The 19,165-nt window shown below is 36.5% G+C and carries 21 protein-coding genes and 1 pseudogene; 15 read left to right on the top strand and 7 right to left on the bottom strand.

All coding sequences use genetic code 11. The features are described from left to right. Window positions 1-91 precede the first annotated feature (91 nt). Entirely contained in the window at window positions 92-265 is a 174-nt protein-coding gene (locus N7Z68_RS04775; protein ID WP_275117321.1) for a hypothetical protein, read from the top strand. 256 nt (window positions 266-521) lie between these two features. Beyond that, on the top strand, window positions 522-1,283 hold the full coding sequence (locus N7Z68_RS04780) for a CsxC family protein (protein WP_275117322.1): 762 nt from the start codon (window positions 522-524) through the stop codon (window positions 1,281-1,283). Between the two features lie 83 nt (window positions 1,284-1,366). Here N7Z68_RS04780 and N7Z68_RS04785 read toward each other — a convergent pair whose 3' ends face one another. Continuing rightward, entirely contained in the window at window positions 1,367-1,675 is a 309-nt protein-coding gene (locus tag N7Z68_RS04785; protein ID WP_275117323.1) for a hypothetical protein, read from the bottom strand. Window positions 1,676-1,869: 194 nt separating this feature from the next. On the opposite strand from N7Z68_RS04785, the gene N7Z68_RS04790 reads away from it, so the two are divergent. The 3 genes from N7Z68_RS04790 (at window position 1,870) to N7Z68_RS04800 (ending at window position 5,422) form a co-directional block, all read left to right on the top strand. After that, window positions 1,870-2,679, top strand: a complete 810-nt coding sequence (locus tag N7Z68_RS04790) for a UTP--glucose-1-phosphate uridylyltransferase (RefSeq protein ID WP_275117324.1) — start codon at window positions 1,870-1,872, stop codon at window positions 2,677-2,679. Between the two features lie 173 nt (window positions 2,680-2,852). Beyond that, complete coding sequence (locus tag N7Z68_RS04795) at window positions 2,853-4,733, top strand: glycosyltransferase family 4 protein (RefSeq protein WP_275117325.1); 1,881 nt, start codon at window positions 2,853-2,855, stop codon at window positions 4,731-4,733. A gap of 161 nt (window positions 4,734-4,894) precedes the next feature. Continuing rightward, entirely contained in the window at window positions 4,895-5,422 is a 528-nt protein-coding gene (locus tag N7Z68_RS04800; protein ID WP_275117326.1) for a hypothetical protein, read from the top strand. Between the two features lie 103 nt (window positions 5,423-5,525). Here N7Z68_RS04800 and N7Z68_RS04805 read toward each other — a convergent pair whose 3' ends face one another. Beyond that, on the bottom strand, window positions 5,526-7,823 hold the full coding sequence (locus tag N7Z68_RS04805; RefSeq protein ID WP_275117327.1) for an ATP-dependent helicase: 2,298 nt from the start codon (window positions 7,821-7,823) through the stop codon (window positions 5,526-5,528). 218 nt (window positions 7,824-8,041) lie between these two features. Here N7Z68_RS04805 and N7Z68_RS04810 point away from each other — a divergent pair, with 218 nt between their 5' ends. From N7Z68_RS04810 to hlpB, 4 genes are all read left to right on the top strand, one after another. Continuing rightward, window positions 8,042-8,281 (top strand): hypothetical protein, encoded by a 240-nt coding sequence (locus N7Z68_RS04810; RefSeq protein ID WP_275117329.1) that lies wholly within the window; start codon window positions 8,042-8,044, stop codon window positions 8,279-8,281. A gap of 79 nt (window positions 8,282-8,360) precedes the next feature. Beyond that, window positions 8,361-8,534, top strand: coding sequence for a hypothetical protein (locus N7Z68_RS04815; RefSeq protein WP_275117330.1), 174 nt, complete (start codon window positions 8,361-8,363; stop codon window positions 8,532-8,534). A 4-nt stretch (window positions 8,535-8,538) separates the two neighbouring features. After that, entirely contained in the window at window positions 8,539-9,432 is an 894-nt protein-coding gene (locus N7Z68_RS04820; RefSeq protein ID WP_275117331.1) for an MBL fold metallo-hydrolase, read from the top strand. A 9-nt stretch (window positions 9,433-9,441) separates the two neighbouring features. Then, window positions 9,442-9,735 carry an HNH nuclease-like protein HlpB gene (hlpB, locus tag N7Z68_RS04825; protein WP_275117333.1) on the top strand — a complete coding sequence of 98 codons (294 nt, stop codon included), beginning with the start codon at window positions 9,442-9,444 and terminating at the stop codon, window positions 9,733-9,735. On the opposite strand, the gene mscL is transcribed toward hlpB, so the two are convergent. The 4 genes and pseudogenes from mscL to N7Z68_RS04845 form a co-directional block, all read right to left on the bottom strand. Continuing rightward, on the bottom strand, window positions 9,732-10,235 hold the full coding sequence (gene mscL, locus N7Z68_RS04830; RefSeq protein ID WP_275117335.1) for a large conductance mechanosensitive channel protein MscL: 504 nt from the start codon (window positions 10,233-10,235) through the stop codon (window positions 9,732-9,734). The two genes, hlpB and mscL, sit on opposite strands and share 4 nt — an antisense overlap. Before the next feature lie 200 nt (window positions 10,236-10,435). Continuing rightward, a complete protein-coding gene (locus N7Z68_RS04835) occupies window positions 10,436-10,855 on the bottom strand; it encodes a GNAT family N-acetyltransferase (protein ID WP_275117337.1) in 420 nt (139 codons plus the stop codon). Between the two features lie 2 nt (window positions 10,856-10,857). Then, a pseudogene (locus N7Z68_RS04840) lies at window positions 10,858-11,372 on the bottom strand (YjcG family protein). A gap of 24 nt (window positions 11,373-11,396) precedes the next feature. Beyond that, window positions 11,397-12,125 carry an alpha/beta hydrolase gene (locus N7Z68_RS04845; RefSeq protein WP_275117338.1) on the bottom strand — a complete coding sequence of 243 codons (729 nt, stop codon included), beginning with the start codon at window positions 12,123-12,125 and terminating at the stop codon, window positions 11,397-11,399. A gap of 289 nt (window positions 12,126-12,414) precedes the next feature. Here N7Z68_RS04845 and N7Z68_RS04850 point away from each other — a divergent pair, with 289 nt between their 5' ends. Beyond that, complete coding sequence (locus tag N7Z68_RS04850) at window positions 12,415-12,966, top strand: phosphatidylglycerophosphatase A family protein (RefSeq protein WP_275117339.1); 552 nt, start codon at window positions 12,415-12,417, stop codon at window positions 12,964-12,966. A gap of 142 nt (window positions 12,967-13,108) precedes the next feature. Continuing rightward, window positions 13,109-13,303 (top strand): hypothetical protein, encoded by a 195-nt coding sequence (locus N7Z68_RS04855; protein WP_275117340.1) that lies wholly within the window; start codon window positions 13,109-13,111, stop codon window positions 13,301-13,303. Between the two features lie 112 nt (window positions 13,304-13,415). Here N7Z68_RS04855 and fumC read toward each other — a convergent pair whose 3' ends face one another. Beyond that, the gene (fumC, locus tag N7Z68_RS04860) at window positions 13,416-14,801 is read right to left on the bottom strand and encodes a class II fumarate hydratase (protein ID WP_275117341.1); all 1,386 of its coding nucleotides are present in this window, start codon (window positions 14,799-14,801) and stop codon (window positions 13,416-13,418) included. 597 nt (window positions 14,802-15,398) lie between these two features. Here fumC and N7Z68_RS04865 point away from each other — a divergent pair. The 4 genes from N7Z68_RS04865 to N7Z68_RS04880 all read left to right on the top strand — a co-directional run bounded on the left by N7Z68_RS04865 (window position 15,399) and on the right by N7Z68_RS04880 (window position 19,069). Further along, window positions 15,399-16,613 (top strand): NupC/NupG family nucleoside CNT transporter, encoded by a 1,215-nt coding sequence (locus tag N7Z68_RS04865; RefSeq protein ID WP_275117342.1) that lies wholly within the window; start codon window positions 15,399-15,401, stop codon window positions 16,611-16,613. 189 nt (window positions 16,614-16,802) lie between these two features. Continuing rightward, window positions 16,803-17,201: a GntR family transcriptional regulator gene (locus N7Z68_RS04870; RefSeq protein ID WP_275117343.1), complete on the top strand. Its 399-nt coding sequence runs from the start codon at window positions 16,803-16,805 to the stop codon at window positions 17,199-17,201. Continuing rightward, a complete protein-coding gene (locus tag N7Z68_RS04875) occupies window positions 17,188-18,066 on the top strand; it encodes an ABC transporter ATP-binding protein (protein WP_275117344.1) in 879 nt (292 codons plus the stop codon). Before N7Z68_RS04870 ends, N7Z68_RS04875 begins: the two co-directional genes overlap by 14 nt. Continuing rightward, a complete protein-coding gene (locus N7Z68_RS04880; RefSeq protein WP_275117345.1) occupies window positions 18,056-19,069 on the top strand; it encodes an ABC transporter permease in 1,014 nt (337 codons plus the stop codon). Before N7Z68_RS04875 ends, N7Z68_RS04880 begins: the two co-directional genes overlap by 11 nt. Window positions 19,070-19,165: the final 96 nt, after the last annotated feature.

Here is a 19,165-nt window from a genome sequence, read left to right on the forward strand (position 1 = left end):
AAGACACACTCCATTGAAAAGGCTGTTTTCTCTTAATTTTTTGAGAACAGAGCCGTTAGAAGATAGTCTTACAAAAGGAGGAGGGAACATTTTGAAGGCAAAGAAAAAACGGATTTCCCCTGGAACATACCAGAGCAGCGGTCATGTTCACATGAGTCAAAAACAAGGTATTAAAGACCAAACACCATATAAAATTTATTCTTCGAACCATAATAATCAAGGTCGTCCTAATAGTGGAGGCTGTGGCTGCGGTAATAAAAAATAAAGGTTCTAAAGTCAGGAAAGATGTAGTTGTTCTCATTAAACAACTGCATCTTTTTTTCTTCGTTCTGTTAAAAAAGTCTAAATCAAGGTTGTCCAAATAACTAACAAACCTCTTAGGATTATGTTTAAGGGTGATTTCATCAATTTTAATGTCAAAGTAAACTTTGGTTTCTTGTCCTATTACCAAAAACTCACCTTCTGCATTTTATATACTGTACAACGTTGTACAACAAAAAAATTTAGAAAGGTGGATGTATATGGGTTTTTACAAAAAAGGTAAGCATCATCATGATAAGAGCTGTAAAACAGCTGATTATTCAAAGACATTGCGCTGTGACAATGAGAAATACGGTTACGAAACTACGGGTTACGCGGTTGTACCAGTAGTTGTAGCCGACGAATGGATCCAAGTAGACGTGGAGGCAGTTGAAAGATTACCGAAACCAGCAAAAGAAATTAAAAGAATTCGAAAAAATGTACACTTAACACAATGTAAATTAGTACAATCACAATTTTCTAATCCAGAGTCTCCAGCCTATGGTTCTTATGGGGATACCAATGGTAATGGGTGTTGTCCGTTTTACCCAGGAAAGTATAAACTATATATTGAAGGGTTTGTTCGTAAAAATATAGAATACGTTCCAAGCTGTTCTGGTGCTGTTGAACATCATACAGTAGACACACCGTTCCACTGTGTTGTAAAACCTGATGTTTATGGCTTTGATCCTACTAAGCTTAGTGTGAAAAATGGTATCTATGAACTAGTGTATAATGATAAAAAAGGAATGGGAATGGATTCAAAAGTACAAGGATTTGCAACTTATGAATACTTCAATGATATGCCTTTCTGTAAATTAGAATGGGCAGGGGTAACAGAACTAGATATTGCTGAAGATTGGAAAAAAGGCTGTAATGTATTCAGAACAGTTAGAGAAAAAATGATTGTCGAAATGCGCTTAAAAGTATTACAAATGCAACAAAAAGATATTAATAATGGTAATGATACACCAAAAGGCTGATTTCTGTAATGGAGGATGTTGACTTATAGTCAACATCCTTTTTTCTGGGAGAAAGTGTTATTTAATTTAAGTTTTTGTATAAGTTAATGACTTGAAGTGTTAATAATGGATCCTTGAAACATCTTTAACGTATTAAAATCGTTTGCAGCAATAACTTTATGTTTATGCGGGCGAACTTTTTTAGGACTGGGTTGAATATCGTTTTCCGTGACAAATTGCCCTTTTTTGGCTAAAAAAACATTCACTTGATTGTGGCAATCTGTAATTATTTTTTTAATTTCTTGTTTTTCTGCTTTCGACAGTTGGCTTTTTGGGTCAATGTTATTTTGTTTTAATACAGTTGAAATAAACTTCTCCACTAATTTCTTAGTAGAAGTATCATTTGATTTCATAAATAGTCCCTCCCTCTACCTTAGTATGGTTGCCTACTATACGGTATGCATGACTATCTATTAAGTGTAGGCGTTTCAACTAGATTTGGGTATTTATATCAAATAGTCTTCTGCCTTTTTTTTGTAGGACAACTTTCTTTTCCTAAGTGGACGAATATTTTAGTAAAAGGAACAAGTTCTAAAGGGGGAGTAATATGAGAGTAAAAAAAGCTATTATTCCAGCAGCAGGATATGGTACGAGAAGTCTCCCGATAACGAAAGTTCTACCAAAGGAAATGTTTCCCATTAATAATAAACCAGCCATTCATTATGTCGTTGAAGAAGCTGTCGCCGCTGGAATAGAGGAGATACTGATTGTCGTTTCTAGAAATAAAAATATGATTATTGATTATTTTGATCGTTCTCTTGAATTGGAAGCATTTCTAGTGGAAATGAATAAACAGCACTTATTAGATAAGTTATCGGTTCCCAATGTACACATCCAATTTGTCCGTCAACCTTTTGCAAGGGGGTTAGGCGATGCAATTGCAGTGGGGTCTTCTTTTATTAACAATGAGCCTTTTGCCGTTCTTTTACCAGATGATATCTTTATTGAGAAGAAGATAAGCTTAAGGCAATTAATAAATGTTTATGAAAAAACCAGTAGTAGTGTAATAGGAGTACAGCAAGTAAAAAAAGAATTTCTAAAGAATTATGGAGTTATAAAAGAGAAAGAGATATCACCCGGGCTGCATGAAATTATAGATATTGTTGAAAAACCAAGAAAATCACCACCTTCTAATTTAGCTGTTGTCGGTCGGTATGTTCTACATCCCGATATTTTTATGTTTTTAAAACAAGTAAAACTAGGTATTGGTGGAGAAATACAGTTAACTGATGCTTTAAAAGATATGTTACAACAAAGAAAATGTTATGGATATGAAGTTTCTGGAGAACGTTATGATATTGGATCTAACAAAGATTACTATAGGCTATTAAAGAAAATGAATGGAGAATTGGATTAAGTCAGCTTTTCATTAATTGGTTGTCCTATGTTATCCAATTTGTTCTTTTAAATCTTACTAAAACTAGTTATTTTCAAGGCTATTAACCATACCTAAATCTTTTTTAAGAATACGATAACTACTAGCTAGGTTAGTATCGTATTCTTTTTTTGTTGGAAAGGGGAAAAGAGATAATGAAAGTTTTAATGATTTGTACAGAAAAACTCCCTGTCCCCCCAGTGAGAGGTGGCGCTATTCAAACATATATAGCAGGAGTTTCTGATAAATTATCAAGCCATTATGAGTTAACGATTCTTGGAAGAGATGACTTAAGCTTACCTAATGAAGAGAAAATAAAAAATGTTAAGTATGTTCGAGTCCCGGGAGGACTGTTCGAAATTTATAAAGAAGGTGTGATTGACTACCTAAAAACAAATACATTTGATGTCATTCACATTTTTAATCGGCCACGTTTAGTAACGAGTGTGAGGGAGGTTGCTCCAAACTCCAGGCTCGTATTAAGTATGCATAACGATATGTTTAAGCCTGAAAAAATCGATCACGAAGAAGCGGAGAAGGCTATTGAACAGTTGGATAAGATTATAACAGTTAGTGATTATATTGGAAGAACGATCGCTGAACCTTTCCCGCAAGCAGCATCTAAGTTGAAAACTATCTATTCAGGAGTAGATATTGAGCGATTTGCACATCCTCATTCAGACCAAGCTCGTAAAATGCGTAAACAAATCCGCCAAGAACATAATCTAGAAGATAAAAAGATTATCTTGTTTACGGGCAGACTTTCTGCGAATAAGGGTGCGGATATTTTAGTAAAAGCAATGCCGAAGTTAGCGGAAAAGCATCCAGATATTGCTCTAGTGATTGTAGGAAGTAAATGGTTTAGTCAAGATGATATTACCGATTATGTCGCGTATGTTCGAGCTCTTGCTAATCGATTACCAATACCAGTTATAACAACGGGCTTTGTTGCCCCTGATCAAATCCAATATTGGTTTGCTGCAGCGGATATTTTCGTTTGTCCGTCTCAATGGCAGGAACCACTTGCACGTGTTCATTATGAAGCGATGGCGTCAGGGCGCCCAATCGTAACAACAGCTCGTGGTGGAAATCCAGAAGTAATAGAGGAAAAAGAAAACGGTATTGTTATCCAGAATCCAGAAGACCCACAAGAATTTGCTGATCAAATCTCATTCTTGCTCTCAAGTCCTAACTCAGCAAAGAAAATGGGGGAGTACGGACGTAGCCTTGCAGAAAAGAACTATACGTGGTCACGTGTAGCAGACGATATTCTTTCTGTTTGGAATGAGATTGAGAATAAGATAAAGAACAATATTTCCGTTAATGCTCTTGAAGAAGATGTAAGTAATACAGAAATGACAGAAATAGAAGAGGATATGGAAAGTGCAGAAGCGATGGAAGCAAAAGAAGATATGGAAACTGCAGAAACGACAGAAGCCGAAGAAGATATGGGAAACTTAGATATGACAGAACCAGAAGAAGATATAAGAAACACAGAAGCAACAGAAGTAGAAGAAGATATGGATAATACAGAATCGACAGAAACAGAAGAAGATGGGGATAACGAAGAGTCGATAGACGGAAGAGAAAGTGCAAAGGTAGATCCTTCCAGTACTGTGGAAATTTTAGAGGAAAATCCTGAAATGGAAGAAGTAGAGGAAAGAACTAAGGCTGAAGTAGAACCGAATTCACAAAAGACGAAATCGAAAAAAGAGAGAATACGAGAAATCTTATTCTCTGAACTAACCAAGAGCAATCAATACATTAAGTCATTAATGTCGGCAGCAGAAGAGAAAATGGAGAACTCTAAAGATAGTAGTGAAAATGAGATGAAAAATATCATCAAAAGTGTAGTAGCAGGTGTTGAAGAGCAATTCGATTCAGAGCAAAAACAGGAGGAAGTTCAAGAACAAGAGGAAAAATTAGAGAAGCCATCCAATTTAGTAGAAGCAGTCAACGATATTACAACAGCAAAACTTTTTATGAACGTAGTGGATTTTAATAGAAACAAAAAGAGACGTAAAAAAAGCTCATAACCTCTTGAATATATTTAAATGAAGTTAACTTAGTGAGTTAACTTCATTTTTTTCAAAAAAATCTAAAACACCTACTCAAATACCTATACCGATACAGCGGAATAACCATACAGTATATCAGTGCACTAAAAACTAATTAATTTAACTTAGGGAGGATTCATATGAAAAGTAAATTACATGAATTAACTATTGAACTTGAGCTTCAAGGGGACACATTCTATGAGCTAGAATTTGATGGTGAAGTTGGGGAGTTAACGATTCATAAAAAAACAGACGCTGGTGAGGAAGTAGTAAGCAGCGCTGGATCAGTTATTAACCCCAACTTTATGGATGATTTATCTATTTCATCTGATATGTCTGAAGAGAAGTTAATCAAGAAAATTTTAAAAGCTTTAGGTAATGATTCTTTTATCGAATTAGATGTTGAGATCTCATTCTTAGATGGAACAGAAGTAGAGTTTAAAATCGAAAATGAAGGCAATGAAGTAGACGAAGACGACGATGAGGACGAAGACGAAGACGATGATGATGAAGACGAAGACGATGATGATGACGACGAAGACGATGATGATGAAGACGAAGACGATGATGATGACGACGATGAAGACGAAGACGAAGACGATGATGACGATGATGACGATGATGACGATGACGATGATGACGAAGATGAAGATGAAGACGACGATTAATGTAAGTGGTGCCAAGTACCTTTAGTATACTAAAGGTGCCTGGCACCCATATTTCTTTTCTTTCATTTCTTTTTTTATTCTTTACATTCTCTTTTGCTTTTTTCTACCGCAAAAATCTTGACCGAATGGCTTTTTTGCCACGGCGCATGGAAGGGACGGAAATATATAGTGCTTCTTTGGCACGGGTCATCGCCACATACATCAGTCTTCTTTCTTCTTCCATCGGTTCATCGTTCCCGTCACGCCATGCATCAAGTGCGTAGTCGTGGGGAAGTCCTCCATCAACAGCACCGATCACATACACCTGTTTGAATTCCAATCCTTTGGAACGATGGATCGTCATTAATTGAATCGCTTCACCGGTCATTGTATTTTTATTAGAAACTATTTCTTTATGCTTATGAATGATATGGTCAACATACTCAAGAAATTCAGGCACAGACGGATGGGATTGAGCTGCGACTCGTAAGTCTCTTACGTCATCTGAGCCTTTATCCATCGCATTCCCCTCATTGCCTTGCTTTTTCAAGTAATCGGTTAACCCCATTTCTTTTTCAATAAAATCAATAGCGTCAACAGGTTTTAACGAAGGGATTTTTGAGAATAGAGGAACAATCGTTTTTAGTTTCTTTAATTGAAATGCCGGCAGCTGTGTTAATTTCGTAAGAGCTTCCACTAAAGAACAATCCTCGATTATACTTAAAGCTTTTAAATCCCGCAGTACATCTTGTTTTAAAAATAAAGCGCCGATCAAGTCACTCATCGCATCAGTATGATTTGGGTTAATCGATAATTGCATATAAGCTAAAATCTTTCTAACAGTTTTACGTTGATAGAAAGAATCTCCTTCTTGTTCAACGATAAATGGCAAGCTCGTATGAACGAGGCGTTCGAATAAGGCACGAGTCGATACGTTCGTTCGATAAAGAATAGCAAAATCGGAAGGGCTTGCGCCTTGTGCTATTCGCTCTTTCAAGTCTTCTACAATGATTGTCGCCTCTAGTTCTTCATCAAAGGGAAAGAAAACAAGTGGCATGAAATCGCTGTTAGATAGCGCTGAAAGTTGTTTATCGTAGCGATGTTTGTTTTTGGAGATGACATAGCTTGCTGAACTTACGATCGAATGAACGGAGCGATAATTTTTAGCGAGAATAACCGTCTTAGTTGCGGGATACTCTTTTTTGAAATTTAAAATATAGGACGGGTTGCTTCCTCGAAAGGAATAAATCGATTGGTCATCATCACCGACTACACATAAGTTATTTTGCGGCTGAGCTAACAACTGGACGATTTGGTATTGAACTTTATTAATATCTTGAAATTCATCGACTGAAATATAGGAAAACCGTTCTTGATACTTTTCTAGGAGATTACGATTTTCTGATAAAAAATAATAACAGCCAATGAGCATGTCATCAAAATCAAATAATTGTTCTTTTTCTTTTATTTCTTCGTAATGCTTGTATATATGTAATGTTCGCTCCTCAAAGATGTCTTTCGGCTCAACTTGATCAGGAATGATTAAGTTGTTTTTCCACCAGCCGATTTGTGTGAGAGCTTGATCGTAAGCAAACTCTTTTTCTTCAAGTCCTAGTTCACGCCCCACTTGCTTTGCAATTCTTTCTTTCTGCCATTCCCATTTTAATAAACGGTCTTGGTGCCAGCGGTTAGGGTCATGGTGCAAGAGCATCTTATAGAAAATACTGTGAAACGTTCCGACGAGAAGCTGCCTAATCTCTGATGGCTTAAGGTTTGGGTATTGCAGCATTCTTTCCTTCATTTCTCGCGCAGCTTTAGCAGTAAATGTAACGAGTAACAATCGATTAGAAGGAATTTGTTTTTCGGTCATCATATAAGCCGCTCTTGCGGTTAGTACTCTTGTTTTCCCGCTTCCTGCACCAGCTAAAATAAGTAGCGGTCCTTCAGTTGTCGTAACAGCTTCCCATTGATATGGATCTAATTTGAAGCCTTCTTGTGACAACTCCTGATAATAGGTGTGACTAATTTCACCAGTGGTATCATTCTGCTCCTGAAAATTGGAGATACGGCAAACAATTTCAGGCTTTTTCCAGTTAATTTCGGCTGGCTTAGTTGAAGATTGACTTGATATTGTTCGCCGGTCAGGTAACCGGAAACCAACTGTTGTTTTATTAGGGCTGCTAGAGATTAACTCTTCTTTCTTTTTATCTAGAAGAGACGTAACTGCGGTTTCACATTCTTCATCATCGGCTACATGAACAAAGTGAGGCGGGTGTTGAATGCTTACTGAAAAAGACATTTTCTCACCACAGTGAGGACATGTTAACCTTCCGCGTTTACTATCTCGATAAAGTTGTTGATATTGACTGGCATCTATATTTGCTAACTGAACAAGGCGTTCATTCCAAAATGCGACTTCCACTCCAGGTTCCTCCTTAAAATGAACGGACAATAACTAAAATAGCATTGTAGCACAAAACATAATAAAGGAAAACAACATAATAGGAACCGATAAACTAAAAACCAGCTCGCAAAATAATTGCAAAAGTTAACTTCAACATCAAAAAAGTAGGAATATCTCCAGAAGTAGTTACATATAATAGTAAGAATATTCTGTATAAAAATAAAGGGGGAGACGCTTTGGGATATGTACCTCCACATCATAATATTGTAGCAGTTCATTATGGAAATCGAATGAAAGTTAGACAAGCATCCATTAGAAGAAAGGAAAAAGTACAAAAGGTAAAGCTGCCGGACTTAATGGAGCATTATAAGAAAGAGAAGGACTTTGAGAGCGGTCATTTTACTCTCTATACGAATTCGAGACGTATGGAAAACCAATTTTCCCAAAAAGGTTTACTATTCGATCAACGGGCCTAAAGATAGGCCTGTTTTTTTGGGTTGAAGAAAATCGATTTTACAAACACTAAATTGAAACAACAGAACGGGAGGAATGAATATGGTCTCTTTTCTAATTCTTGGAATACTTGTTACAATAGGATCAGGTGTTATTTTTTACATAGGTTTATCAGTTGAAAACCAATTTTTATTCGGCCCTTTTATTGGCTTAGTTGTTGGAATAAATTTTATTTTTATGGCGATTGTACGAATGTACCAACGAAAGAGGAGATAAGAAGATGGAACTGAACCAAATTAATGAACAATGCTTCTATTTTAAAGGATCAGTTAATATCGGCTATATAAAAAATGAAGAAGAAGGTATTTTAATTGATGCTGGTCTCGATGACTCAGCTGTAAAAAAAGTAATCAAGCAATTAGATGAAAAAGGGTGGCCCTTAACTCATTTGTTTATTACACATGCTCATGCTGATCATTTTGGAGGAGCGGCTTACTTAAAAAAGAAAAAAGAAGTCAAGATTTCTGCGCCTGAATTAGAGTCAGCCATTCTCACCTTTCCGATTTTAGAGCCTATTTACTTACAAAATGGGAATTACCCTTTTAAAGAATTGAGGAATAAATTTGTTGAGGGTAAACCGGTAACCGTTGATGAAACGTGTACGGAAGGTCCTTACAGCATTGGTTCGCTTAACGTAACCTTACATAATGTCTCAGGTCATAGTTACCATATGTTAGCTGTACAAGTCGATGATGTATTGTATGCTGCAGACAGCTATTTTGATGAAAAGACGTTAGTTAAACACAATATCCCATATGTAGTCGATGGGACTGAAACCCTTCGCTCGTTGCACAAACTCTTAAGTATGGATGTTAAAGGTGCGGTTCCGGGACACGGGGAATATGAAGAGAGCTTTAAAGATACAGTTCAAAAAAACATCTTGTATCATCAAAAGGTTGAAGAAGACCTGTTAAAGATTATTTCCCGAGAAAAGTCGACATCTTTAGATACGGTCATTGCTGAAATGTGTCAGTTCTGTGGAGTGAAAATTGATAATATGACGTCGTGGGCGTTGTTTCGAACAGCCGTCTGTGCTTATCTAAAAAAAGTAGTAGAAGAAGGACAAGTGCAAATCATATTCGATAACAATTATCTATCGTATAGAAGAACGTAAGGAGAAGACATGGGTAAAGCTACTGTAGGAACGTGTGAATTATGTGAACGAGAAGCGGTTGAAAGAACTGTGCATCACTTGACTCCAAGAGAGGAAGGGGGAGTGAATTTGCCAACGGCACTTCTTTGCCTTCCTTGCCATCGACAAATTCACGTCATGTATTCTAATCGAGAGTTAGCGATTAGATTAAATACGATTGAAAAGCTAAAGGACGATGAGGAAATAAAAAAATATTTAAAATACATAAAGAAACAACCAGCTTCTAAATCCGTACCTGTACGCAAAACGAGAAAAAGACGTTAGCCTGTTCGTTTTTTAATTGTAATTTTGGTTGGCTTTCGCGGTTCACTATTTTCATCTATTGTTAGCTCAGATGTACAATTCGGACATTTCGTTGCTTTAAACGGAATATTGGAAAAACAAAAAGGGCACATCTTCTGTTTCATATGATCTAAAGGATCACCAGAAGGACGTCGAATACGATTGACTTGTCTGACAAATAAAAACAATACGAAAGCAACAATCATAAAATGTATCGCATGGTTCAAGAATACCCCGTAATTAATGGTCGGCACACCGGCTTCCCTAGCTTCTGATAGAGTGTTGTAATGGTTGGAGGTAAGATTAATATAGAGACTTGAGAAATCCACCTTCCCGACTAATAATCCAAAGGGTGGCATTAAAACATCATCCACAAACGATTGAACAATCTTCGCAAATGTTGTACCAATAATGACCCCAACACTCATATCAATTACATTTCCTCTCATTGCAAACTCTTTGAATTCAGTAAAGATCTTCATTTATGCTCCCACCTCAGAAGGTTGTCTTTATGAGATGTTATGCAGTTATTTTTGTAAGAATGACGATATAGACAATTGTTTATGTATAAAAAATATGATCGGCTTGTGATAAGCTAGGTAGCATAATAGAGATATGAAAAAGGCAGCTGACGTTAAAAATATCAGCTGCTTTTTAAAAGTTATTTTTATTTTAAAAGTGTTTAGGACTTAGTCATCGTTACATGAGGAATCCCGGCATCGAGAAATTCACCAGAAACGGTTTCATAATTGAGAGATTTATAAAATTTTTCTGCTTGTGTTTGTGCATTTAGCTTAAACTTTGTCAATCCATTTTGACGCCCAACGGCTTCAATCTCTTCCATTAATAACTTACCAATTCCTTTAGTACGATAACTCTTCAGGATGCAAATTCTTTCTACTTTTCCATACCCATCAACGACTCTTAATCTTCCAGCACCGACCGGTTTATTATCGTCATAAACGACAAAATGAGTAGCTTCTTTTTCAAATTGATCAATTTCTTCTTCTTCAGGTACTTTTTGTTCTTCAACAAATACAGTAGTTCGTACAGAATAAGCATCCTGTAATTGGGCTTCATTGTCAACGACGATAACTTTCAAATTTAACAATCCTTTCCTAAGTGAAATGTTTCATGTACGGTCCAAGATCCGTTTTCTAACTGATAAAGCAGCGGACGCGATCAACTGTTTCTTCATGGTTAATCGAATGCATTTTTAGTTGTCCAAGAACATCAAAATGCTCTTGATTCGTTAAGTTTTGCGCAATCGTTACATGCGGGGTAAACTTTTGAGTCACCTCTTCTTTAATAACATCTTCATGTAATAAGTGATGTAACTGTTCTAATGAAGGATTAGAACGAATTTTAAAAAAGATTTTGTTCGTTTTCGGAAAAAACGAGTCAATTTTATAAACATGAATAGTAAATGGTGAAATCGTTGATGTAACACTTCTTATATATTGAATACAGCTATCCAATTTTTCATCAACAATTTCAAATGGATTTTTTATCGTGACGTGGGGAGGGATTAATGAATAATGTGAATCATACCTTTTTCGGTAAGAATTGGCTTGGTCCTGTAAAGCTTTTGATGGAAACACCGCAATTCCATATTTCATAAAATCGTCCTCCTATTTCAAAATTTATTTATGAAACATATAAAGTAGCGCAGACTTAATATCAGGTTGCCAAAACGTCCAACGATGGTCGCCCTTAAATTCATGATAATGATAAGTCATTCCCATATTAACTAGTAATTTATTCATTTCGCGGTTAGGCGTAAGAAAATCTTTTTGTTTTCCATTGGTTGTTTCTACGTTCGTTTCTTCACTGCCTATCACGTGATAAATTTTTAAATGGGGAGCTTTTACCGAAGACAGTTCTTTCAAAACGGTTTGATTGACATAAGGAGATTGTAATATGACCTGACCAAATGTATTTGGGTAATGCAGAGCTGTCATTAAAGAAATCGTTGCGGCTAATGAGTCACCGATAAGTGTTCGTCCTGCTGCGAGTGAAAACGTTTGAAAATGATCTTCTGCATAGGGAACAAGCTCCTCTGCTAAAAAACGAATATAAGCATCCGCTTGCGCTCCGTCTGGATGATACATCTCTCTTCGTTCCTGTACATTTTCATATGGGACCCCAATAATGATAACGTCTTCAATTTCATTACTAGAAATAAGTTCTTCAGCTTGACGAGCGATACGACCGAGTTGAAAGTAATCTTTACCGTCCTGAGCTATGAGCAAATGATAGCTGTATAAAGGTGAGTAGTTAGGTGGTAAATAGATCATAAGGGGAAGTTCTTTTTTTAAGTATTTGCTGTAAATTTGATCTTCTTTAATTGTTCCGAATAATTGTTTGCTCATTGTTATTCAACCTTTCACATTGTCCAGATTTTCATCGTGATGATGTTATTATTCTAACATATATGCAGAAAATTCGGTTTCAAAACGAACTATTTTACGAAACGTGTAGAATTTTTTTATATGAAATGCCCAAGCGCCCGTTTAGCGAAGTCGTAATTGCCACTCCAAGTGCTCCCTTTCCTAACTTATGTTAAAATATTTACAGTAGTTTGAAAAAAGATCTTTTGCGAGAAAAGCATATGTACTAGTTATGTTAAAAATAGTCATTAGTAACTGAGGGGGAAGCGAAATGAAAGTACCAGTTCCATCAAATGTTGTTGAACAAGCTGCAAGAACAAAATTAACAGAACGAGGTGTATCGATCGAGGATATTGCCCAAATCGTGTACGATCTCCAAGTGAAGTTTTATAGTGGTTTGACAATGGAAGACTGTTTAGAAAGTGTTGATGCTGTATTATATAAGCGTGAAATACAACATGCAATCCTTGTCGGAATCGAATTAGACGAGCTGGCAGAAAGAGGTCAGTTATCGGAACCTTTACTGTCTATCATTAAGTCAGATGAAGGACTTTTCGGTGTAGATGAAACAATTGCCTTAGGTTCTGTATTTGGTTTTGGAAGTATTGCAGTGACAACATTCGGCTATTTAGATAAAGCGAAGATGGGAATTATTAAAGAATTAGATGAGATTAAAGTAGAGACTCATACTTTTTTAGACGACCTCGTTGCGAGTATCGCAGCTAGTGCTGCTGCGAGATTGGCTCACAGGCTGCGGGACCGAGATGAAAATCGAAGCCGTCAGGAAATAGAAAAACTAGATATGGAAGATAAAATCGGCTAAATAGATAGAAGGTCTATAGAAGAGTTGTCCTTGCCGGAGAGAAAAAGCTGTTGAAGAAATTCCCATTTTTTTATGAAAGAGTAAACTTTTGTATGAAATTTGGATAGAATAAAAATAAATCAGTGAAAGGCAAGGGAATGGTATGGGAAAAAGTCCACGGTGGATTTATTGGAAACAGACATTTCAATCTAAATTTCAAGCAGGATGTTTAAAAGCAAAGCTTGAAGATAACTGGCACAATGGCTATGAAATTGGACCATGTGTGGAAATAAAAAAGTTAAAAACGAATAAGTATGTTGTTCGATACACATATGATGAGATGTCAGAAGGTTCCTGACATCTCTTTTTTCACCTAGAGAATAACGTGTAGAAAGTTATAGAAATACATAGACAAAAAAATAGTTGCTGATCAACTATTTTCTGTCTAATGAGTTATAGAGTATATCTTTTTACTTTTTCCCAATCATTTTTTCAGGGCGGACAATCTCATCAAATTTTTCCCCAGATAATAAACCGCTTGCAATAGCAGCTTCACGAAGAGTAGACCCTTCTTCATGCGCTTTTTTAGCAATCTTAGCCGCATTTTCATAGCCGATATGAGGATTCAGTGCAGTGACGAGCATGAGCGACCTAGAAAGCAGGTTTTCAATAACGTCAGTATTCGCTTCAATTCCAACCAGACATTTATCGTTAAACGAATGGATAGCATCGGCTAGCAGTTTAACAGATTGTAAATAGTTATAAATAATGACAGGCTTAAATACATTCAATTCAAAATTACCTTGACTAGCAGCAAAGCCAATGGTTGCGTCATTTCCCATCACTTGTGCAACAACCATCGTTAAAGCTTCACTTTGAGTTGGATTTACTTTCCCAGGCATAATAGAACTCCCTGGTTCATTCGCAGGAATGGTAATCTCCCCAATTCCAGACCGAGGGCCGCTTGCCAACCAACGGATATCATTTGCAATTTTCATCAAATCTGCTGCAAGTGCCTTTAATGCACCATGGGCATAAACGAGTTCGTCATGACTGGTTAAGGCGTGGAATTTATTTTTAGCTGAAGTAAATGAAATGTTCGTTATCTTACTGATTTCTTTTGCTACTTTATTTCCAAAATCAGGGTGAGCGTTAATTCCCGTACCAACAGCTGTTCCACCTATGGCTAATTCTTTCATATGTTCTAAGCTTTCGATGATCATTCGCTCAGTTTTCTCAAGCATTCGCAGCCATCCGCTTACTTCTTGACCTAATGTTAAAGGAGTTGCATCCTGTAAATGCGTCCGTCCAATTTTTATTATATTATCGTATTCTTTCACTTTTCTTTCCATTGTTGTTTTCATTTTCTCAATTGCTGGGAGTAATAATTTATTTACTTCTTCAACTGCAGCAATATGCATTGCTGTTGGAAATGTATCATTGGAACTTTGGGATCTGTTCACATCATCATTGGGGTGAACCCAGTCTTTACTGCCTTTTTGGGCTAGTAATTGATTGGCTTCATGAGCAATCACTTCGTTTATGTTCATATTAGATTGGGTTCCGCTTCCTGTTTGCCAAACGGCTAATGGAAAATGTGTATCAAATTTACCTTCAATGATTTGAACAGCTACAGCAACAATTGCCTCTTTTTTTTCTGCCGCAAGATTATTAATTTCATGGTTAACGATTGCAGCAGATTTTTTTAGAATGGCAAAAGCGTGCATTACTTGAAGCGGCATTTTTTCGTTACCGATCTTAAAATTTTCTAAACTTCTTTGTGTTTGTGCTCCCCATGATTTATCATTCGGTACTGACACTTCTCCTAACGTATCTTTTTCAATTCGAAACTCCATTGTTCATTCCTCCAAACATCTTAATATCCTTAGCTTTATATATTTTCTGTTAATAAATACCTAATACCCGCTATAATATGTATCTTTCTACTTTTTTAAAACAATAAACGGTTTGATAACGCGATGGTACTTGGATACAAATAGTGTATCTAATATATTATCCTAGGGAACGTGAAGAAGGCATGATCTGACTACTAGAGGAGGAAGGATGTTGAGGGGATAGATTGTAAAAAGAATGCGACCATAAGAGGAAAAAAATAGGAGAAGTTGGGCCATAAAAGAGAATTACGCGACCAAAAGAGGAAGAAAATAGGAGAAGTTGAGCCATAAAAGAGAATTATGCGACCAAAAAAGGAAGAAACCAGGAGAAGTTGGGCCATAAAAAGATTTACGTGACCAAAAGAGGAAGAAACTAGGAGAAGTTAAGCCATAAAAGAGAATTGCGCGACCAAAAGAGTAAGAAAATAGACCGAGCATAACGAATGATCGTTTCAAATTTCCCCACCTAGTATTGAATGATATTTCCAACATTGCAAATAATAACTTCATTGTAAAAAAAGCTGTTCATTCTGGGATCTAATTAATGAGGTGGGGAAAATGAATATACTTTGGGGAATTTTTGGAGTGATTGTAATATTTACTATCGCTTTTTTACTCTCAGCAAAGCGAAAAGCAATCAACTTAAGAACGGTTCTAGGTGGATTTGCTATCCAACTTTTATTTGCCATTCTCGTACTGAAAGTTCCTGTAGGGAGAGAAGTTTTAAATTGGCTGACGCAAGGGGTCGGAAGTATTATTGATTATGCTAATGCGGGCATCGGCTTTGTGTTTGGTGAAATGTTTGTTGAAGAAAACGGCATTTTTATGTTTGCGATCAATGTCCTCTCGGTTATTATTTTCTTTTCATCCCTAATTTCCGTTCTATATTATTTAAATATTATGCAGTGGGTCATTAAAATAATTGGTGGTGCTTTATCGAAACTGTTAGGTACTAGCAAGTCTGAATCAATGAGTGCTGCAGCCAACATTTTTGTTGGACAAACAGAAGCACCACTTGTTATCCGTCCCTATATATCAAAAATGACTCAATCCGAGTTATTTGCTGTTATGACAGGTGGTTTGGCTTCTGTTGCTGGATCTGTCCTCGTCGGTTATGCATTGCTCGGTGTTCCGCTGGAATACTTGTTAGCCGCCAGTTTTATGGCAGCTCCTGCTGGGCTTGTGATGGCTAAAATGATTGTGCCCGAGACGAACCCAGAAGATATTACAGGTGAATTTACGATGGAAAAAGATAAAGAGTCTGCAAATGTGATTGATGCTGCTGCTAGAGGTGCAAGTGTGGGGTTAACTTTAGCACTAAATATCGCCGCTATGTTACTAGCCTTTGTTGCCTTAATTGCACTGATTAATGGAATACTCGGTGTGATAGGGGGGATCTTCGGAGTAACGGCACTTACCCTGGAAGGAATTTTAGGATTTCTTTTTGCTCCTTTAGCATTTGCGATCGGTGTACCGTGGCATGAAGCCGTTACAGCTGGGGGCTTTATTGGGCAAAAGCTAGTCGTCAATGAATTTGTAGCGTACCTTTCATTCGCCCCGCAAATTGAGAATTTATCGGAAAAAACAGTGGCAGTTGTCAGCTTTGCGCTTTGTGGATTTGCTAACTTTTCCTCATTAGCAATTTTATTAGGCGGGCTAGGAAACTTAGCTCCTGACCGGCGAAGTGATATTGCAAAACTAGGTTTACGTGCAGTAGCAGCGGGGATGTTGGCCTCGTTATTAAGCGGTGCAGTGGCAGGAATGTTATTTTAATTGGATAAGGTCAGGTCCTCTTCAACAAATGAAGAGGACCTTTTTATTGTTGATCTTAACATTGTAAAAAAAATGAGTTACTTTCAATATATCTATTGACACATGCTGGAATATTTTATATTGTATTAAGTGTAATACATTAAGTAGTACACATAATACAATTAGTGCAACCTATAAGGTGGTGAATGCATGCTTTTACGAATTGATCCAAAAAGTAATGTTCCATTGTATGAACAAATCATTATGCAAATTAAAGAACTTAGGGCAAAGGGAATCATACAGGCGAATGAGAAGCTTCCATCGGTACGAGAATTAAGTTCGCAGATCGTTATTAATCCGAACACTGTCAGTAAAGCCTATAAGGAGCTTGAGAGACAAGGGATTATTGTAACGATCCGGGGAAAGGGAACGTTTATAGCGGAAGGAGAATCAATTGAAGCGTCTGAAAAGGAGAGAGAAAAAATGAAGAAATCTCTAGAACAGCTAGTTATAGATAGTGTGTATTTAGGGATAACGAAAGAAGAACTGCAACAGTGGATAGATGAATTATTTAAAGACTTAGGTGGTGACTCAGATGATAGAAATTAAACAGTTATCTAAATCAATTCATAATCACCAAGTTTTATCGGATATTAACTTTGAATTAAAGCCTGGTAATATTATTGGATTGATCGGTCGAAATGGTGCTGGTAAAACAACTCTTTTACGACTTCTAGTTGGGATTCTTTTACCCTCAAGAGGGGATGTACTACTAGAAGGGAAAAGTATATATCAGTTTCCGGAAGTTAAAAAGGAAATTGTGTTTGTTCCAGATTCTCCTGAAGCGTTGAAAAGTTATTCGACCCAGGAAATTGTAAAGTTGTATAAACAAATATATCCGAATTTTGATGAAACATATTTTTATGAGTTACTAGACCGCTTTTCTTTACCGAAGACGAGAAGAGTTGGAAATTACTCCAAAGGAATGAAGGCACTTTTTGCACTGGTCTTAGCTTTTTCTACGCGGGCAAAATATATCTTATTAGATGAACCTACCGATGGTCTTGATGTCATTATTAAAAAGAAAATCCTGCGCTATATAATTGAAGAAGTGGCCGAACAACAAGTTTCCGTCATCATTTCATCACATCGCTTAGATGAACTGGAGTTTATGGCCGATCAAATTATCGTTATTAAAGACGGCACCATTGAATCCAACTATGATCTAGATGAAATGAAACAATCTTATCGAAAAGTTCAAGTCGTGTTTAAAGAATACTTACCAGATGAATTGAAAAATTACGTGAATGTACTCAGCCAAACGGGAAGAGTTTACACGTTGTTAATTGACGGGGATTTAGCGGAAAAAGAGGCGGAAATCAAAAAGTATGAACCGTTGTTATACGAAGAACTTTCTGTCGTTTTAGAAGATATTTTCGTAGCGAAGCTCGGAGGTGAGGATTTTGCTGAATAAAGCGTTATGGATGAAAGAATTTAAACAAACAAAGGCTTTGATTTTCGGTTTACTTTTACTCTTCTTTTTTGATTTTCCTATTCGAGTTTCACTTAGTTTAGAAAGTTGGAAAACACTAGAGGAACAGGCTGCAATCAATCCAGACATGTATGGGCATGTGATTGTAAATGATTACATGGTTCGTTCCTTGTTTTTTGGAGGATTTGCAACGTTTTTAGGATTAATACTTATCGTCTTATTAGCTGGAATTATGATTGGATCCGAACGAAATACTCGTAAGAATGACTTTTCGTTTGCTCTGCCATATAAACGAAGTGACATGTTTTTAACGAAATGGTTGATTGGATTTGTGACAATCACAACTTTTTATACAATCAATTATTTTGCGGCTTATTTCTTAGTAGCAACTTCAAATTATAGTCACTTTTTAGAGCAGTTTTCTCATGTTCAACTTTTTATTACACCACTCTTAGGTTTTATTACGTTGTTTAGCTTTGCTATGTTAATTGGAACAATTGCTGGAGAAATGATTTCACAAATGGCATTGACTTTCATATTTACATTCTTTCCGTTTGGGTTTTACTTCTTGCTACAAGGGTTTTGGATGGTTCATACGAATGGGTATTTACCAGAGCCTGAAGCACTGACTTATCTTGTATGGCCGATTTATAGTATCGACACCTATTCTTCCAAACCATTACTTATCCCTATTGCCGCAACAATCATTTTCACAATTATTGCAACGCGGTTGTATATGGTAAATAAAGCCGAACATAATGGTGAATTCCTTATTTTTAAGGGGTTACAGCCGATTTTTAAGGTGGGAATTATCGTTTGTTTTTCTTTGCTGGGCGGCATGTTAATTTCTAGCTTGACGCCATACACGAATGGTAATATACTGACTATCGTGTTCTATTGGATAGGGTTTCTCGTATTTGCTTACCTGTCTTATAGATTAACGACAAGGTTATTAACAATGAACGTCACAGTTAAGAATAAATAAAAAGGTGAGAAAAGATGAAGAGAGTTTTTTGGTTGTATATTGTGTTGCTTTTTTTCCTAGCTTTTTGTTTCGTATATATCGAAAATATGAACCTAC

Origin of the sequence: Alkalihalobacterium chitinilyticum (assembly GCF_029028005.1) — a bacterium.
In the GTDB taxonomy this organism is placed as follows: domain Bacteria; phylum Bacillota; class Bacilli; order Bacillales; family Bacillaceae_F; genus Alkalihalobacterium; species Alkalihalobacterium chitinilyticum.

Bases quoted from the DNA above. Each gene is read 5' to 3' on its own strand.
- N7Z68_RS04780 (WP_275117322.1), top strand. From the start codon at position 522: ATGGGTTTTTACAAAAAAGGTAAGCATCATCATGATAAGAGCTGTAAA.
- N7Z68_RS04785 (WP_275117323.1), bottom strand. From the start codon at position 1,675: ATGAAATCAAATGATACTTCTACTAAGAAATTAGTGGAGAAGTTTATT.
- N7Z68_RS04790 (WP_275117324.1), top strand. From the start codon at position 1,870: ATGAGAGTAAAAAAAGCTATTATTCCAGCAGCAGGATATGGTACGAGA.
- N7Z68_RS04795 (WP_275117325.1), top strand. From the start codon at position 2,853: ATGAAAGTTTTAATGATTTGTACAGAAAAACTCCCTGTCCCCCCAGTG.
- N7Z68_RS04800 (WP_275117326.1), top strand. From the start codon at position 4,895: ATGAAAAGTAAATTACATGAATTAACTATTGAACTTGAGCTTCAAGGG.
- N7Z68_RS04815 (WP_275117330.1), top strand. From the start codon at position 8,361: ATGGTCTCTTTTCTAATTCTTGGAATACTTGTTACAATAGGATCAGGT.
- N7Z68_RS04820 (WP_275117331.1), top strand. From the start codon at position 8,539: ATGGAACTGAACCAAATTAATGAACAATGCTTCTATTTTAAAGGATCA.
- hlpB (WP_275117333.1), top strand. From the start codon at position 9,442: ATGGGTAAAGCTACTGTAGGAACGTGTGAATTATGTGAACGAGAAGCG.
- mscL (WP_275117335.1), bottom strand. From the start codon at position 10,235: ATGAAGATCTTTACTGAATTCAAAGAGTTTGCAATGAGAGGAAATGTA.
- N7Z68_RS04845 (WP_275117338.1), bottom strand. From the start codon at position 12,125: ATGAGCAAACAATTATTCGGAACAATTAAAGAAGATCAAATTTACAGC.
- N7Z68_RS04850 (WP_275117339.1), top strand. From the start codon at position 12,415: ATGAAAGTACCAGTTCCATCAAATGTTGTTGAACAAGCTGCAAGAACA.
- N7Z68_RS04855 (WP_275117340.1), top strand. From the start codon at position 13,109: ATGGGAAAAAGTCCACGGTGGATTTATTGGAAACAGACATTTCAATCT.
- fumC (WP_275117341.1), bottom strand. From the start codon at position 14,801: ATGGAGTTTCGAATTGAAAAAGATACGTTAGGAGAAGTGTCAGTACCG.
- N7Z68_RS04865 (WP_275117342.1), top strand. From the start codon at position 15,399: ATGAATATACTTTGGGGAATTTTTGGAGTGATTGTAATATTTACTATC.
- N7Z68_RS04870 (WP_275117343.1), top strand. From the start codon at position 16,803: ATGCTTTTACGAATTGATCCAAAAAGTAATGTTCCATTGTATGAACAA.
- N7Z68_RS04875 (WP_275117344.1), top strand. From the start codon at position 17,188: ATGATAGAAATTAAACAGTTATCTAAATCAATTCATAATCACCAAGTT.